Annotated in this window: 17 protein-coding genes; 2 read left to right on the top strand and 15 right to left on the bottom strand. The window is 40.1% G+C overall.

The window, feature by feature from the left end; translation table 11 throughout:
- Window positions 1-39: 39 nt before the first annotated feature.
- From DFO73_RS18365 to DFO73_RS18340, 6 genes are all read right to left on the bottom strand, one after another.
- A complete protein-coding gene (locus DFO73_RS18365; protein WP_110066166.1) occupies window positions 40-828 on the bottom strand; it encodes a DUF92 domain-containing protein in 789 nt (262 codons plus the stop codon).
- Window positions 821-1,396: a 5-formyltetrahydrofolate cyclo-ligase gene (locus tag DFO73_RS18360; RefSeq protein WP_110066165.1), complete on the bottom strand. Its 576-nt coding sequence runs from the start codon at window positions 1,394-1,396 to the stop codon at window positions 821-823. The genes DFO73_RS18365 and DFO73_RS18360 overlap by 8 nt, the downstream gene beginning before the upstream one ends.
- A gap of 119 nt (window positions 1,397-1,515) precedes the next feature.
- Window positions 1,516-1,665 (bottom strand): 50S ribosomal protein L33, encoded by a 150-nt coding sequence (gene rpmG, locus DFO73_RS18355; RefSeq protein ID WP_009332954.1) that lies wholly within the window; start codon window positions 1,663-1,665, stop codon window positions 1,516-1,518.
- A gap of 64 nt (window positions 1,666-1,729) precedes the next feature.
- Entirely contained in the window at window positions 1,730-2,359 is a 630-nt protein-coding gene (locus DFO73_RS18350; RefSeq protein WP_110066164.1) for a hypothetical protein, read from the bottom strand.
- 95 nt (window positions 2,360-2,454) lie between these two features.
- Window positions 2,455-3,693, bottom strand: a complete 1,239-nt coding sequence (locus tag DFO73_RS18345; protein WP_110066163.1) for a glycosyltransferase family 4 protein — start codon at window positions 3,691-3,693, stop codon at window positions 2,455-2,457.
- A gap of 3 nt (window positions 3,694-3,696) precedes the next feature.
- Window positions 3,697-4,338 carry a DUF4912 domain-containing protein gene (locus tag DFO73_RS18340; protein ID WP_110066162.1) on the bottom strand — a complete coding sequence of 214 codons (642 nt, stop codon included), beginning with the start codon at window positions 4,336-4,338 and terminating at the stop codon, window positions 3,697-3,699.
- Window positions 4,339-4,687: 349 nt separating this feature from the next.
- Here DFO73_RS18340 and DFO73_RS18335 point away from each other — a divergent pair, with 349 nt between their 5' ends.
- Both DFO73_RS18335 and DFO73_RS18330 read left to right on the top strand, forming a co-directional pair.
- A complete protein-coding gene (locus tag DFO73_RS18335) occupies window positions 4,688-5,080 on the top strand; it encodes a hypothetical protein (protein WP_258309582.1) in 393 nt (130 codons plus the stop codon).
- Window positions 5,073-5,546, top strand: a complete 474-nt coding sequence (locus DFO73_RS18330) for an endolytic transglycosylase MltG (RefSeq protein WP_110066161.1) — start codon at window positions 5,073-5,075, stop codon at window positions 5,544-5,546. The genes DFO73_RS18335 and DFO73_RS18330 overlap by 8 nt, the downstream gene beginning before the upstream one ends.
- Before the next feature lie 29 nt (window positions 5,547-5,575).
- Here the strand turns inward: DFO73_RS18330 and phoU are convergent, their stop codons facing one another.
- The 9 genes from phoU to DFO73_RS18285 form a co-directional block, all read right to left on the bottom strand.
- On the bottom strand, window positions 5,576-6,235 hold the full coding sequence (phoU, locus tag DFO73_RS18325; protein ID WP_181396064.1) for a phosphate signaling complex protein PhoU: 660 nt from the start codon (window positions 6,233-6,235) through the stop codon (window positions 5,576-5,578).
- A 64-nt stretch (window positions 6,236-6,299) separates the two neighbouring features.
- A complete protein-coding gene (gene pstB, locus DFO73_RS18320) occupies window positions 6,300-7,118 on the bottom strand; it encodes a phosphate ABC transporter ATP-binding protein PstB (protein ID WP_309043767.1) in 819 nt (272 codons plus the stop codon).
- A 27-nt stretch (window positions 7,119-7,145) separates the two neighbouring features.
- Complete coding sequence (gene pstA, locus DFO73_RS18315) at window positions 7,146-8,030, bottom strand: phosphate ABC transporter permease PstA (RefSeq protein ID WP_110066158.1); 885 nt, start codon at window positions 8,028-8,030, stop codon at window positions 7,146-7,148.
- 1 nt (window position 8,031) lies between these two features.
- Window positions 8,032-9,006 (bottom strand): phosphate ABC transporter permease subunit PstC, encoded by a 975-nt coding sequence (gene pstC / locus DFO73_RS18310; protein WP_110066157.1) that lies wholly within the window; start codon window positions 9,004-9,006, stop codon window positions 8,032-8,034.
- 126 nt (window positions 9,007-9,132) lie between these two features.
- On the bottom strand, window positions 9,133-10,101 hold the full coding sequence (locus tag DFO73_RS18305; protein ID WP_110066156.1) for a PstS family phosphate ABC transporter substrate-binding protein: 969 nt from the start codon (window positions 10,099-10,101) through the stop codon (window positions 9,133-9,135).
- 245 nt (window positions 10,102-10,346) lie between these two features.
- Complete coding sequence (locus DFO73_RS18300; RefSeq protein WP_110066155.1) at window positions 10,347-12,524, bottom strand: peptidoglycan D,D-transpeptidase FtsI family protein; 2,178 nt, start codon at window positions 12,522-12,524, stop codon at window positions 10,347-10,349.
- Between the two features lie 142 nt (window positions 12,525-12,666).
- Window positions 12,667-13,884 carry an MFS transporter gene (locus DFO73_RS18295; RefSeq protein WP_110066154.1) on the bottom strand — a complete coding sequence of 406 codons (1,218 nt, stop codon included), beginning with the start codon at window positions 13,882-13,884 and terminating at the stop codon, window positions 12,667-12,669.
- Window positions 13,885-14,013: 129 nt separating this feature from the next.
- Complete coding sequence (locus tag DFO73_RS18290) at window positions 14,014-14,622, bottom strand: superoxide dismutase (RefSeq protein ID WP_110066153.1); 609 nt, start codon at window positions 14,620-14,622, stop codon at window positions 14,014-14,016.
- Window positions 14,623-15,051: 429 nt separating this feature from the next.
- Window positions 15,052-15,534: a DUF456 domain-containing protein gene (locus DFO73_RS18285; protein WP_110066152.1), complete on the bottom strand. Its 483-nt coding sequence runs from the start codon at window positions 15,532-15,534 to the stop codon at window positions 15,052-15,054.
- Window positions 15,535-15,576 lie beyond the last annotated feature (42 nt).

Below are 15,576 nucleotides of genomic sequence, written 5' to 3'. Positions count from 1 at the left end.
TGCGAAAACTTTTATTCCGATGCCGCTGCCATTATTCCCTTATGTCATTAATATATATAGAAGCATTCCCAGTACTGTTGAAGCTAAACCTGCAAAAAAATTGACAAAGTCATTATCAGCAATCCGTTTGCCTCCAATTAAGGACGTCTTCTTTCCGCAGTGATTCAACTTCTCCACTTCTGCTCCACAAACATTGCACTTGTATATCGCTTGCAGGTAAGCCCCCATTAAGGAATCAATTACATTTCCCGCAAAGCCGAAAGCCAATATTAACAAAGCTTCAAAAGACGTAACGTCGAACAAAAGGAATGCTATTAATGCAATGGCCGAGGCACCTGCCAGGGCGGCAAATGTCCCTAGAAGGCTGACAGCACCTGAAGTACCGGTTTCAGCAGGCTTCAAGGTGCGGATGGCCAACGGCGGTTTTTTACTCAATGAACCGATCTCTGATGCCCATGTATCCGAATTGGCTGAAGATAAGCTAATCAGGAAGCCCATAAGCCAAACAGAAGATGGGTAAGCAAGATAAAACAAACTTGCAATGGCCGCAATACCGCCATTGGCAGCTACCTGCTGCCAATCTCTGCGTGAGCCTTTTTCATGCTTGTCTTCGACTTTCACCTTTTGTTTACCTTTAAATTTTGACCATAGGCTTGAACTGGCAAAAAAGAACCCCAGGACAAGAAGCCCATGAAGCCCAAATCCCCAGCCAACAGCTATACCAATGATAAATGCAGCTAAGCTGCCTGAAATTGATAATAATTTCAAATAAAAGCCTGCGAGCGCTGTAATAAGTATAAAGAGTAAAATGAAAGCATTCTCAAGCATGGTTCGTTTTCCATACCTGCTCATCTGTAATAATCATTTCCACCGGCCGATCATGATCTTCAACCGGAAGGCTCTTAATCACTTGAAAGTCAAATGCCAATGATAGTGTATGGCCTTTGTAGCTCTCAAGGTAACGATCATAATACCCTCCCCCGAAGCCAAGGCGATAACCATTTTTTATATAGGCCACTCCCGGAACAATTAAAGTATCGATTTTTTCTCGCGGAATTTCTTCAGTTTTTTCTTCAATCGGCTCCCATAAGCCATAGTATACTGACTCCAGGTCACTGAACCGTTCCAAACTTCTGAATACCAATTCCTTTGTTTTGGGTAAGCACTTGGGAACAGCAACTCTTTTTCCTTCCTCCCAAGCTTTTCTGATGATTTGCCAAGTATCAGCCTCCGGCGGATTTGAAACTGTAATTCCTATCGTTTTTGCCTGAAGCCACAAAGGATTTTGATAGAGTTTCCGTGCTATCGCATAAGAGCGATGTTCATACTCTGGCTTGGCCAATATTTTTAGCCTTTTCAGCATTTCATTTCGAAGAACCTTCTTTTCTGCTTCCAATTTATAAACCTCCAACAGACAAATTTATGACAAGCAGCTTCCGTACAATTTAGCCAATAAAGGTAAGTATACCCATTAAAAAAAATCAACAAAAAAAGCAGTAGGAGTCATCCTACCGCTTATTTTGTTTCGCGATGTGTAGTCGAACGCTTATCTCTTGGGCAATATTTTTTAAGCTCAAGACGATCTGGATTATTTCGTTTATTTTTTTTAGAAATATAGTTACGATCTCCACATTCTGTGCAAGCTAACGTAATGTTCACACGCATGTAATTTCCCTCCAAACTATGTTCAAACTAGTTCGTTCATACGACTTTTCTATAATATCATTTTTTAAATCGAAATGCTAGTACGTTTTTTTAAAAGTAACTGGTTATACCGAAGAAGCTCTGATTTACTGTCACCGCTCACAATCCACGACTCTGCTTCAACTGTTCCTTTGCCTTCAAACCCAACATTGAAGACAAATATGCTTATGGCATTTCCCTTGACCATTGGGTGGTACCTTAGAATACCTTTATTTCTGCACTTCCAAATTTGATCACTATATAAATTCCAATATGGCTGAATCGAGCATTCCGCCATTTTCTTTCCGTTCAATTGCCCGTTAACCAAAAATACTTTTGAATCAGCCATATGGAAAATGACATTTTCTGCAGGAGAAATAAATGAGAAATGTTCACGAGAAGAATATTCATGTTTATGCTGTATTAAAAGCTTCACATTACGTGGCTTATCATCATGATTGGTAATATAACTTCTGAAAAAAGAAATTTTGGAATGGACATTATCCCGCTTTACATGGACAGAAATATTTTCTTCCGGAAATAATTCTTTAAACCCATTCTCCATCCAATAGGTTTTCCCATCTATCCATAATCCCGGAATCATTCTCAGCTTCCCTTTTGCCGCTTGCTCCATTTCTTCATAAACATCAGATCTGATCCAGTTTAATGTGTTCATCTCCATGCACCTTTTTCTATCGTATTTTGAAGTCCAGCGGGTATCCAAATGGCTTGGCAGTATTAAATTAACACAGGTTTTGCAAACTGCAAATGTCATACCAGATCTTCAAGTTTCTGGCTGATTAGTGTCTCTTCAAAAACTCTTTTGGTTTCTTCCGCAATACGTCCCCAGCTGAACAGACTTTCAGCTACCTTTTTTCCATTGGCCCCAATCGTTTTGGCTATATTCTCATTTTCCAACAGATGAGCGGCCTGTTCGGCAAAACTGGATGGATCACCTGGAGTCATGAGCAGCCCTGAATAACCATGCTTCACAATCCCTTTCAAGCCACCGGTGTTGGAGACTACTGCAGGTTTGCCCGATATCATCGCTTCAAGTGCAACAATCCCAAAAGGCTCATAATAACTTGGAAAAACTGCAAGAGTACACATACGGAATAAAGCCGAACGCTGCATGTCATTTATAAAACCCGGGAAATGGATGAGACTCTCCAATTTCAATTCTTTGGTTCTTTTCCTATATGTCTCAAGCATTGGCCCTTTTCCCGCTATGATAAAATAAACATCCGGAAACCTTTCTTTCATCGTGTCTGCAGACTCAATCAAGGTATCAAAGCCTTTTTCTTTTACCATTCGGCCAATAGAGAAAATCAGCCTGCCGCTATCCCTTACTGGAAGGCCTGCAAGTACGATTTGAGGATTCTCCAATCGAACTTCTTTGTTAATCCCATTAGCTATAACTGCCATTTTGTCACTGCTGATAGCAAATTGCTGAATCAATTCTTCCTTCATATAATCACTGCAAACAATCACTCGATCTGAGCCGTTCACCAGCTGCTCTTCTTTTTCGTGTATAAATTTTTGAAGCTCCGTGTAAATTCCATTATTCCTTCCATACTCTGTGGCATGGATGGTCGTGATTAAAGGAAGTTTAAGGCTCTCCTTTAATGATAGTCCGCAGGCTCCTACAAGCCAGTCATGGGCATGGATTAGCTCGAAATCATGATAGGATGACAGCTCCCTTGCTTTTTGCTCCATTGCCAGATTCAAACCCAATATCCAGTGCAGAAAGTTTGGGTCCTTTTCTTTAAGCGGACTGACACGATGAACCTGAGTTCTCTCATTATTTTCATAGCTTGGAAGGTTACCTGGGTTTGCAGTCAGGACATGTACTTCGTAACCCTTTTGATTCAACCCTCCAGCTAGCCCGTGTACATGTCTTGATAAGCCGCCCACTACATTGGGCGGATATTCCCACGTAAGGAGAAGGATTTTTGGCATCCCATTATTCTGCACATATTCTTTAGGTTCGGCAGTAATTGGTTTATTCATGGTTTATCCTTCTCCTTCACTTACAGTTTCATAATATGTGTATGTACTCACGCTTTCTGTCCATTCTGCTGCCTTCTGGATTTGCTCTTGGGGCCTCGAGATATTCTCAAATCCTGTTTCCGATGAATACAAAGCATCTGAACGGAGCAAAGGGAAGAAGATATTTTCTGTAAGCTTCATTCCCATTTCTATACAGTAGACCCTGTTAGATTTTAATCCTTTGAAGATCCATTCCGTATGATGTTCTTGGAGAACCACTTCATGGTCGCTCTGGGCATTTCCACCGTCAAAAATAACTCCTGTTACATCATAGATTCGCAAAGCCTTTCTCCAAGAGGAGATGGGCCTATTAAAATACTGTGCAACCATATTTTCTTTATAAATAGAAAGCTTCCAATCCACCTTAATCTTTTCATCTGCTATGCGAGTAAGGTTAATCTTATCTTCGATGATAGAATCATTCTTTTTATCCGTACCCTGATTAGGAGAATTGATTTGAAACGGCTCTTCGCTGCTGCGTTTTGCTTTGTTTTGAACCAGCTTCGTCCATTGGTATTGCACCTTGCCCACCGTCGTATCAAGCTCGCGGGCAATTTTGCGGAACGAAAGGCCCCTCCTGCGCAGCTTAATAATTTCATCTATCATACCGGCACCTCTTGTTTTCAATTTTCTATCTCATTAAGCATTATTTATTTTAGAAAAATGGAATATATGAACAAAGGCGAAATTTTATGACTTTTTTTATAACTTAATGTTAGCATTGAAACAGGCTTGCTACAATGAACGGAAATTGTCGCTTATTGCGAGAGCCTATATAGCAGAAGTATCGGAGCGGAAAAAATTTTTACGAGTGTTTTAAGGCGGCGTTTCGACAGTTTTGTCCGGTAAACAACGACAAAAAAACTTTATTTTTCCAAGATTTTGGATTGATTATCGAAATTTGTCGCCAATGATGATAAAATGTTTCTGTTCAAATGAATATGAGGTGACTTTTTTGGAATACATCATGTTGGCACTGTTGGGAATATCTATTGCTTTATTCTTTATTTCGATATTTTTAAAAGATCCTTACAAAGAAATACGGGAAGAAATAGATCAAATATCCATTCAGCAGATTCAGGAAATGTACCAGATCAAGCAGAAGCTAAAGGTTTTGGAGGAGGAACTTCTGCTAGCGGACGATAGTTTCCAGCCGCCATTCCCTGTTAAAAGCACTCCTCCGTCCATTGAGAAAAAGGAAGTACATGAAATAATAAAGAACCAGGTAGTGCTGCTTACCCAGCAAGGGTTATCCGTTGACCAAATCGCGAGACAATCTTCACTTTCCCCTCAAGAAGTTAAAGCAATTCAAACTGAAATGATGTTTAGAGGCCAGAGCTATGAATAAGAGGAACACCCGGGCATTTGCTTTTGGAATATTGATTTCGGTTTTGATTATGGGTTCTGCATATTTTTTAAATCCGAATGATCTGCCGGAAAATGCAAAATTGGATGAATCATCTGCAAAGGAATTTTTAATACGTGAAGGTTATATTATATTGACAGAAAAAGAGCATGCAAGTTTGAAGGAGCCACTACATGAGGATTCCAAGGAAACAGCGGCCCGCAGTGAGGAACAAACTGAAAAGCAGCACTCAGAATCTCCGAAAGCCTATCAGCTCGAAATTGCAAGCGGCATGACCCCCGGAGAAATAGCGGAACAGCTTGAAAAGGAAAACATCGTAGATGATGCTGCCGAGTTTGGAGTTTATCTGGAGGAATACGGCTTTAGCAAAAAAATACAGCTTGGCACGTTTGAATTAACAAATCAGATGAGCTATAAAGATATTGCAAAAACAATAACAAAAAGCTAAAAGGAATTGCCTCCTTTTAGCTTTTTTGTTTAGTTATTTAAATCATATTGCCGGCCTTTGACCAGGTAGAAAATATGTTCTGATATATTGGTTACATGGTCTGCAGCTCTTTCCAAATACCGGCAAACAAATGAAAGCTGAGTAATCTGCGGCAAAAACTCAGGCTTTTGCAGATTGATTTGCAGCAATTCCTTTATTGTCTCACCATATAAGTCATCTACCTGATCATCCATATCCGCTACTTTTTTGGCTTTATTTATATCCTCATCATTGAAAGCTTCCAAAGACATGCGAAGCATTTCTGTCGAGATCTTATGCATTTGCTTGATATGCTCAATCGGCTTTATAAGCGGTTCTGAGCCGATTCGGATTGTCGACTTCGCAATGTTAACTGCAAAATCGGCAATTCTCTCTATATCTGTTGCAATTTTAATGGCCACGATAATGCGGCGGAGGTCGATCGCAACAGGCTGCTGTTTGGCAATTAGAAGAATAGCCAAATCATTAATTTCCTCGTACAGCAGATCTGCCTGGGAATCGTCATCCATAATTTCAAGAGCCAATTCAATATTTTGAGTTTCAAGTGCTTCAATCGCTTTATGCAGGGCCTCTTCAGCAAAGTTTCCAATTTCAAGAAGTTTCTTTTGCAGCTCCTGCAAATCATATTCAAACCTTTCGCGTACTGCCATCATTTTTATCCCCCTTCATCCTATTCGATATGAATTAATTTTCAATGATTTTACGCTTAAGAAATTAGCCGAATCGTCCTGTGATATAATCTTCAGTTCGTTTGTCTGAAGGGGTTGAGAAGATCCTGTCTGTTTCGGCAAACTCGATCACTTCACCGTTTAAGAAGAATGCTGTCTTGTCAGAGATACGGGCAGCCTGCTGCATGTTATGTGTAACGATTATGATGCTAAATTCTTCTTTTAGTTCTTGCACAAGCTCTTCTACCTTTAACGTCGAAATTGGGTCAAGGGCAGATGTTGGCTCATCCATTAGGATGACATCCGGTTCAATCGCCAAGCAGCGAGCAATGCAAAGGCGCTGCTGCTGACCGCCAGATAGGCCGTATGCATTCTGGTTTAAACGATCCTTTACTTCATCCCAGATTGCTGCGCCCCTTAAGCTTTTTTCAACAATCTCATCAAGGGTTTTCTTATCGCGAATTCCGTGAATTTTTGGACCATATGCTACATTTTCATAAATGGATTTAGGAAACGGATTTGGCTTTTGGAAAACCATGCCGACACTTGTTCTTAAGTCTTCCACTTTAAACGATTTATCAAGGATATTTCGTTCACGGTATAAAATTTCTCCGGATATCTTTACAGAAGGCACTAATTCAACCATCCGGTTTAACGTTTTAATATAGGTTGATTTACCGCAGCCTGAAGGTCCAATAATGGCTGTTACTTCATTCTCATTAATAGCCAAATTAATATTCTTTAGAGCATGGCCTTCCCCATACCACAAGTTAAGGTCCTTCGTATTATAAACAACCTTCTTGTTTTCTTTTGTTCCTGCGTTTAGTTTATCTGTTTTTACATTTGGATTTGCTTTTTCTGTCATTACAGGCATTCTTTAAACCCTCCCAGACTAAAATCTTTTTTGAAATTTATTCCGAATCAAAATGGCAATTGAGTTCATCGCGAACAAAACAATTAATAGAATAACGATTGTCGCGGCTGCAAGGTTTGCGTATTCAGCTACAAGGGCCGAGTCAATTGTCCAATAATAAATCTGCACCGGCAAAATGGTAAATTTGTCAAAGACTCCGTCCGGAACAGGAATTAACAATGCCGGTATACCGATTACGACCAGCGGTGCTGTTTCACCAATTGCACGGGATAACGCAAGAATGACTCCTGTAAGAATTCCCGGCAAAGACGCGGGAAGAACTACATTCTTAATAGTCTGCCACTTTGTAGCGCCCATTCCATAAGATGCTTCCCTTAGAAATTGAGGCACAGCCCGGATTGCTTCCTGGCTGGCAACTACAACAACTGGAAGAACGAGCAGCGCCATAGTCAAGCCGCCTGCAAGTACTACAGAACCCAAATCCAATGCCCTTGCGAAAACAGTTAATCCAAGAATACCAAAAACAACGGATGGAACACCTGCCAAGTTGGAGATATTTGTTTTAATAAATGAGGAAATACGTCCCTTAGCGGCGTATTCTTCAAGATAAATAGCTGTACCTACTCCTAAAATCATCGTTACGGGAGCAACAACCAGCATGAGCCATAAAGTTCCCGTTATAGCTCCCCAGATTCCCGCTCTTTCTGGATCGGTTGATAGTCTATTCGTCAAGAAATCAATATTAATCCACCCTAATCCATCTGCAATGACCCTATAAATCAAAACAACTAATACAACAAGGCCAAATAATGTTGCCAAAAAGAACAGAGTTTTTGCCAGGTTATTGGCAAAAAGGCGGCTGCCCATTTTTTTATGCACTTGAGTTGAGTCAACGTACTTCATATTAATATTCCTCCCTGAACCTGCGAGAGATATACTGAGCGAAAAGATTCATAATTAACGTAAATACAAACAATGTCATCGCAACTGCATAAAGGCTGTAATACAAAGTTGTACCTGCTGCTGCTTCTCCGCCTGTTACTTCTACTATATAAGCAGTCATTGTCTGCATGGATTGAGTCACGTCAAAGGTAAAGTTTTTCGAACTTCCGCTTGCAATGGTTACGATCATAGTTTCTCCAATTGCCCTCGAAATTCCGAGTACAAAGGAAGCTATAATACCTGAAATCGCTGCTGGAACCACTACTTTCCAGGTTACTTCAAGCTTCGTAGCACCCAATGCAAGAGCACCTTCTCTCATAGCATTTGGCACTGAACTCATCGCATCTTCAGATAACGAAGCTACCATCGGGATGATCATGATCCCCATTACAATCCCAGGGCTTAGAATATTAGTTGGTTCGAGGCCAGGAATAATGGATCTTAATATTGGCGTTACAAATGTAAAGGCAAAAAATCCATAAACGATAGTAGGAATACCTGCCAGTATCTCTAGAAGAGGCTTTAAAATTCTTCGTAATTTTTCTGACGCATATTCACTTAAGAAAATAGCGGTCATCAGTCCAATCGGGATGGCTACCAGCATGGCAATTGCAGATGAAATAATTGTACCAGTCAACAGCGGCAGCACTCCAAAGACTGCATTTTCCCCTAATGGCTTTAATTTTGTGCCTGTAAAGAAATCTATAATAGGAACGTCTTTAAAAAAGGCGATTGTTTCCGTTAGTAAAGTAAGTACAATTCCAATAGTTGTTAGTACAGAAATAGCTGCTATTCCAAATAGAATTTTAGGTATTAATTTTTCCGTAACGTTATTAACGCTTCGAGATTTTTTCTTTTCCTGTATGATTTCACGTACATTCAACTTTTTGTTGTTGTCGTGAACAGCGCTTTTTGCCAAGTGTAAAACCCCTTTCATCCTTCTCATCCAAGGAAGAACTCTTTAGCTTATATTACCCAAGGGAAACCCAAATTAACATTTAACACCAACAAGAAGATGAGAAGGCTAACTTCTCATCTTCCCATGTTCAACACTTTTAAAAACTTACTTTAATCCGTTTAAAGCATCTAGAGAAGCTTGGACATCTTCATCAGATAACGGGGCAAAGCCAGTCTCTGCTGCAACATCCTGTGCATTTTCCATTGTATAAATAGCGTAATCAAGCACTTGCGGCTTTTCTTTAGCCATATTTGTATTCAAGTATGTGAATACAGGACGTGTAAATGGAGCATAATCGCCGTCTTCTTTAATTGTGTCTAAAGATGGCTCAACAGGGCCGTTGCCAAAGTCAACTTTAACAGCGGATAACTTGTCTTTATTGCTATCGTAGTATCCATATCCAAAGAATCCAATTGCATTTTTATCTTTAGATACAAGGTCTACAAGAGTTGAGTAATCCTGCTGCAAGTTAATGTTTTCAGGCAATTCTTGTTCTTCCAGAATATTTTCAAACATAAATTCGTAAGTACCGTGGTTTTCATTCGGTCCATAAGTTTGGATTTCTTCATCCGGGAAGTCAGGGCGAACGTCTGACCACTTTTTCTTGCCGGCACTTGCAAGGAAGATATCAATAACCTCTTGCTGTGTAAGCTCTGTAGCCCAGTCATTTTCTTTATTAATTACAATTGTTATACCATCTAATGCAACCTTCATTTCCTGTACATCAATGCCAAGCTCTTCTGCTTGTGCCTTTTCTTCATCTTTAATTTGGCGGGAAGCATCATTAAAGTCTGTTCCGTCTTCTGCAAGGAATTTCTTGAAGCCAGCTGAAGTTCCAGAGCGGCTTACTTCAACAGAGACATTTTCCTGTTCTCCCATATAGTTCTCGGCCATGCGTGCCATAAATGGATAAACTGTACCAGAACCGTCAATGACAACACTGCCTTCTAGCTCTTCACCATTTTCACCGTTTCCATTTGCACCTTCATTTGTATCTCCGCCGCCGCAAGCTGCAGTAAATACCATCACAGCTGCCAGCATTAAAAACAGGCTCATTTTTTTAAGACTCTTCATTCCTGAATTCCCCCTAAGAAAATTGGTTGTTTTGTCCTACGAGTAATAGAATAAGGGTTTACTGTTAACGCGGTTTTAACTAATTGTAAAGCTTTTGTAAATGTCGGCGATTAATGTGTAAATTTGTCGAAATAGAGGTATAACGTTTAATTAGCTTTCCAATTTAGCCAGTTTCAAATACATAAACTCTTCATGTAAAAAAAAACTGTCTCCCATACCCACGGGAGACAGTTTATCAAACCTTATTAATTTTCTTCACGTACTTCTTCCTGCCCTTCGAGAACTTCATTGATATTTTCTACTTTCTGGACAGGATCTTCGCTGTCTTTGCCTTCTTCATGGCGATTTTTTTTAAGATCAAAGTATGCATCCAGCACACGTTCGCCAATTTTTTTGTTTGCTCCATGATCCCGGCCGCCTTGATATGCCCACGGAACCAGTACGGCCATAGCTACCTCCGGATTTTTAGATGGTGCATAGCCGACAAGGCTTAGATTCATTACCTCAGGAGGCTCCTTGCCAAATTTACTTCGTTCAGGACCATCGTAAAACGCCTCTGCAGTTCCAGTCTTTCCTGCCGGCTTATATTCTTTGCCTGCGAAATAGGTATAAGCCGTCCCCCCTTTTTCTTGCATAACTCTTCGGAAGCCTTCCTGCACACGTTCCATCCAGCCTTTTTCAAGTTCAACCCGGTTAAGCACTTTGGGTTCCATTTCCTCCACAATAGGTCCGAGCTCGTTGTTTTCCATTAGCGGTTCTCGGATTTCCTTAACAATATGTGGTTCCATTCTATTTCCGCCATTGGCGATAACTGAAACATATTGTGCGAGCTGCATATTGGAATATGTATCATACTGGCCAATTGCTAGGTCAAGCATAAAACCAGGCATAGTACTCATTCCTTTAAAGCCTGTTTGCTCATTCGGCAAATCAATTCCAGTCCGGACTCCGAGTCCAAATTGGGCAAAGGAATCCCTGATCGTATCAAAGCCTTTCGGATCAAGAGGCAGTGGACGGTCAAATTTATATTCACCGTTTCCAATTCGTATAGCTGTCTCAAACATATAAACGTTAGAAGAATACTTTAGCGCATTGATATCATTTAATGGACCAAAATTTTTCCATGATTTCTTCACTGGTGTATTTTTAATTTGGAGAGGCCGGTCATAAATGACTGAATTAGGCTGAATAACTCCTTCCTTAAATCCTGTGAGTATAGTCGCTCCCTTAACAGCAGAACCAACATTGTAAGTCGTTGTAATATTGCCCAGTGCATCATCCTGCATTTCAGACTTCCCTGTCTTCTCATCCTTCACAATTCTTTTTCCGGCCATTGAAAGAATCTCCCCAGTGTGAGGATCCATTAACACAACATAAGCCCGGTCAAGCAATGCCGTACCTGGAGAAGCTTTGGCAGCGCGCAGTTCTTCCTCAATGATTTGTTCCACTGCCTTCTGGAGATCCATATCGATGCTTAGTACAAGGTCCTTTCCTCTTTGCCCATCCGTGATCGGCACAGTTTCCAGGACGTTTCCGGCTTTATCGGTAATATTTTTTACTTTAGCCTTTTGTCCGTGCAGCACCTCTTCATATTGCATCTCAATATAACTTTTTCCAACTCTGTCATTGCGGCTATAGTCACGGGCCATATAATACTCAAGCTGTTCAGCAGGGATCCCTTCGTCAGAACTTGTCACCTTGCCAAGAACTGATTTTAAAGTATCGCCAAAAGCATAGTATCTTTCCCAATCAGTTGTGGTATCAACACCAGGCAGCAGCTGAAGATTCTCGCTTACAACTGCAAACTCTTCCGGGGTAACATCTTTATTTTTTACGATTTGCGGTGTTAACGCATAGCCGCTCGTAAACTCTCTGAATATTGCAAGAACTTTCAAGTCTTGTTCCTTCAGTTCTTTCAATTCCTCTTCCGTAATCCGGTCCAATGTAAGCTGATAAATTGCTTTATCAAGTTCTTTTTGCTCTCCTTCATGCTTCTTCTTAAGTGCTTCTATTTCTTTTTCAGATACCTTCTTTTCTGCCTCATCTGGATTCTTTATAATCCAATAATCCTTTTTATCGCGTTCCTGGACTTTTTTTGTATCTATTTCTATGAGCTGGGCAAGCCTTTCTGCTACCTCAAGCATCTCGTCCTGTTTGTAACCGTTATTTGTAAAGGTAATTGCGTTTTGCGGGGTATTGTCAACGATCACCTTCCCGTTTCGGTCAAACATCTTCCCTCTAGGAACCGGACTATTGACTGTAACATCTTCCGTTCTTTCAATCTCACGCTTGTAGTCATCACCATAGACAATCTGAACCATCCCCAGCCGGAGGATCAGCATTGAAAACAATAAAAAAACAACAAAGAAGAGCATATTCAGTCGAAAAGGAACATGGGTCTTCTTTTTTTTCTTTCTATTCAAGGTATCGCACACTTCCTTTAAAAAAGTCTCTTTTACCATTCTAAAAGAAATCGGCAATTAATTCTATAAAGAACCTTTTTTTGACACAAATAAAATGCTGGAAATACTATCCTGCCACAAAAAAGAGAGAGGCTGCCCTCCCTCATGTCGACTGAAAATGTATTTTCCGGACGAAAAAATAAATGACAGCATGTCCAGCTCCAATGAATGCAAGTAATATTGGAATGCTTTTTTCATCATTGAAAAAAGTAACAGCTGCCAAAAAGCTCAAAATAGAAACAATTCGTCCCGAGTTTAAGAAAATTTCCCTGACCACTATATACTCTATCCTCATTTCCGCTGCTTTCCAGCCACGGCCGATGACATCATAAGTTAATGAAATATAAGGGACCAGCAATAATGGATACGCTATTGCTATAGTTGCAGCATACATAAGCAGCTTTGGATAAGTAACTTCAAATATGATAAAAAATATGGCGGCATACAATAACAGTCCCCCTATTAATATCGCCCTTTTCCGAAACTGCTTTTTTAGAAGCCTTGATACCAGAAAATATCCCATAAAGGAAATGCCCGAGTTAACCAGCCCGTAAGTTCCTAGGGCAAGTTCACTTCCTGTTGAAATAAATACATATACCGAGATAACAAAAACAAATGTGCCTTCCCTAAGTCCCTGAAAAAAATGGGCGTTGGTAATCATTCGCCAATTCGGGTTGTTTTTCCGTTCAGAAAGGATTCTTCTAAACCAATACCTCCCATTTGCAGGCCGCCGTTTTAGAAAAAAGCTTAAAAAGACAGCTATTGAAAAGAGCGTCAGAGAAATCCCAAAAATAACCGAATAGCCGGTGAACTTTTCCATCCTTGAAATAATGAAACCCGCTGCAATCGGACCGATCATTCCCCCAACGGATGTGAGTATTCCAAGGAAGCCATTGAAGAAATCTCTGTTTTCCGGCTCCGTTATTTCAAAAGTCAGCACATTGAACGCAAGCCAGTAAAATCCATATCCAACACCAAGCAGAGCACCTAGCAGCACCAGAAATTTTGAAGCATCTGTACCAATAAATAGGACTGTCAGGTAAAAGGATGCCAAAAAGATTACACCTATTCTTAATACAATAACCCTGTCAATTTTCTTCGCCCATCTCCCCGCCAAAATAAACGTTAAGGGCTGCATAACCACGATAGACAAATTGTATAGTGCAAGATCGCTGAACTCACCAGATTGCTTCCATAGATAAATATTTACAAATGTATTTGAAAGGGCAGCGCTTAAGGAATAAAGCCCCCCAATAATCAGAAGCAATTTTAAATCTCTTGTTAAGTCCACATCTCCGATCAGTTTTTTGAATCTGCTCATAAAAAAACTCCCCTTTGGTTCTAAAGGGTAGTTTCCTACAAAGTTAGTGTGCTTATGCAATGATTTAAAGATTGGCGAAAAACACACAAAAAAACACGGCAGGGATTTCCCGCCGTGTTTAATCTTTTATTATTTTGCAGCGCTGTAACGCTTGGTAACTTCATCCCAGTTTACAATATTCCAGAAGGAATTGATGTATTCAGGACGGCGGTTTTGATAGTTCAGGTAGTAAGCATGCTCCCATACGTCAAGACCAAGGATTGGAGTCTTGCCTTCCATTAAAGGAGAATCCTGGTTAGGAGTGCTTGTTACTTCTAGTTGGCCATTGTTCACAACAAGCCAAGCCCAGCCGGAACCAAAACGAGTTGTAGCAGCTTTTGCAAATTCTTCTTTAAAGCTATCATAGCTTCCGAACTTGCTGTTAATCGCGTCAGCAAGCTCACCAGTAGGCTCTCCTCCGCCATTTGGAGAAATAACCTGCCAGAATAATGAATGATTGGCATGGCCGCCGCCGTTATTGCGGACAGCAGTGCGAACAGCTTCAGGAACAGCATCCAGGTTGGAAACAACTTCTTCAACTGTTTTAGAAAGAAGCTCTTCGTTTCCTTCCAATGCATTGTTCAGGTTTGTTACATAAGTATTGTGATGCTTTGTGTGGTGGATATTCATCGTTTCTTTGTCGATGTTTGGCTCCAATGCATCATAAGCGTAAGGTAATTGAGGTAGTTCGAATGCCATAAAAAATTCCTCCCTATGTATCTGTTTAGTTTAGATCCCGAAACATTCAATCGTTTACAAAATTCTGATATTAGAATGTTTCTAAAGGTCTTTAGCTTAAGATTACCAAAGTTGGGTTTTTGTTTCAAACAAAAAGCATTGCTACAAATATACAATTGCCTATTTATTTTTTATTATTCAAGTTTCCCCTTGTAACCCTCTATCCATAGATAAAATAATTGCAAAAACCATCTCCTTGTGCAACTTTCATAAATTCGTCAATAGTGTTTGGATATGACGGGCAAAAAGTCATTATTAAAGATTTGAGCTATTATAGCGGGAAACAGATTGCCTAAACTGCCAAAGTGAAAATGTGCAGTGAATTAAGTAACTCAATAAAAAAAGGAACAGCCATACATCGCCTTATGACTGTTCCCTCTCATGAATTATTTAGAGTACCACGATCAAGAAATAAAAAATCATTACTGCTTGAACAACGGCTTTTGCCGCCACACTGCTGACAAATCCTATAACAGAACCAAATCCAATTTTTATTGCATCATTCAGGTTTTTTCTATTTACCGCCAGTTCAGCTAGGATTGCGCCCAGGAATGGCCCGATCAGAATTCCTAATACCGGAATCACAAACGGTCCTATTAAAAGTCCAATTGTACTTCCCCAAATGCCGGCTTTGGAGCCGCCATATTTTTTTACCCCAATCATATTGGCTATATAGTCCGCCCCGAAAAGCAAAACAACAAAAAGCGCCTGGATGGTCCAAAACAGCCAATTAAAGGGTTCAAAAGAAAAGAGAACGCCATAAAGAATAAATCCGCCCATAATAAACAGCACACTGGGTATAATTGGGAAGACCAACCCAGCAAAAGCTATAACAAATAAAATAATAATCAATGTCCAATAAATAATTTCCATCATCAGCACCCTTTTTATAAAATGCGTTAAAGATAAACAAAA

Origin of the sequence: Cytobacillus oceanisediminis (assembly GCF_003182355.1) — a bacterium.
GTDB lineage: Bacteria > Bacillota > Bacilli > Bacillales > Cytobacillaceae > Cytobacillus > Cytobacillus oceanisediminis_A.
Note: the sequence above shows the minus strand (reverse complement) of the source record. Positions and strands in the feature narration are given on the sequence as shown.

Bases quoted from the DNA above. Each gene is read 5' to 3' on its own strand.
- DFO73_RS18305 (WP_110066156.1), bottom strand. From the start codon at position 10,101: ATGAAGAGTCTTAAAAAAATGAGCCTGTTTTTAATGCTGGCAGCTGTG.
- pstC (WP_110066157.1), bottom strand. From the start codon at position 9,006: ATGAAAGGGGTTTTACACTTGGCAAAAAGCGCTGTTCACGACAACAAC.
- DFO73_RS18295 (WP_110066154.1), bottom strand. From the start codon at position 13,884: ATGAGCAGATTCAAAAAACTGATCGGAGATGTGGACTTAACAAGAGAT.
- DFO73_RS18340 (WP_110066162.1), bottom strand. From the start codon at position 4,338: ATGATAGATGAAATTATTAAGCTGCGCAGGAGGGGCCTTTCGTTCCGC.
- DFO73_RS18345 (WP_110066163.1), bottom strand. From the start codon at position 3,693: ATGAATAAACCAATTACTGCCGAACCTAAAGAATATGTGCAGAATAAT.
- pstA (WP_110066158.1), bottom strand. From the start codon at position 8,030: ATGAAGTACGTTGACTCAACTCAAGTGCATAAAAAAATGGGCAGCCGC.
- DFO73_RS18350 (WP_110066164.1), bottom strand. From the start codon at position 2,359: ATGAACACATTAAACTGGATCAGATCTGATGTTTATGAAGAAATGGAG.
- DFO73_RS18285 (WP_110066152.1), bottom strand. From the start codon at position 15,534: ATGGAAATTATTTATTGGACATTGATTATTATTTTATTTGTTATAGCT.
- phoU (WP_181396064.1), bottom strand. From the start codon at position 6,235: ATGGCAGTACGCGAAAGGTTTGAATATGATTTGCAGGAGCTGCAAAAG.
- DFO73_RS18365 (WP_110066166.1), bottom strand. From the start codon at position 828: ATGCTTGAGAATGCTTTCATTTTACTCTTTATACTTATTACAGCGCTC.
- rpmG (WP_009332954.1), bottom strand. From the start codon at position 1,665: ATGCGTGTGAACATTACGTTAGCTTGCACAGAATGTGGAGATCGTAAC.
- DFO73_RS18330 (WP_110066161.1), top strand. From the start codon at position 5,073: ATGAATAAGAGGAACACCCGGGCATTTGCTTTTGGAATATTGATTTCG.
- DFO73_RS18290 (WP_110066153.1), bottom strand. From the start codon at position 14,622: ATGGCATTCGAACTACCTCAATTACCTTACGCTTATGATGCATTGGAG.
- pstB (WP_309043767.1), bottom strand. From the start codon at position 7,118: ATGACAGAAAAAGCAAATCCAAATGTAAAAACAGATAAACTAAACGCA.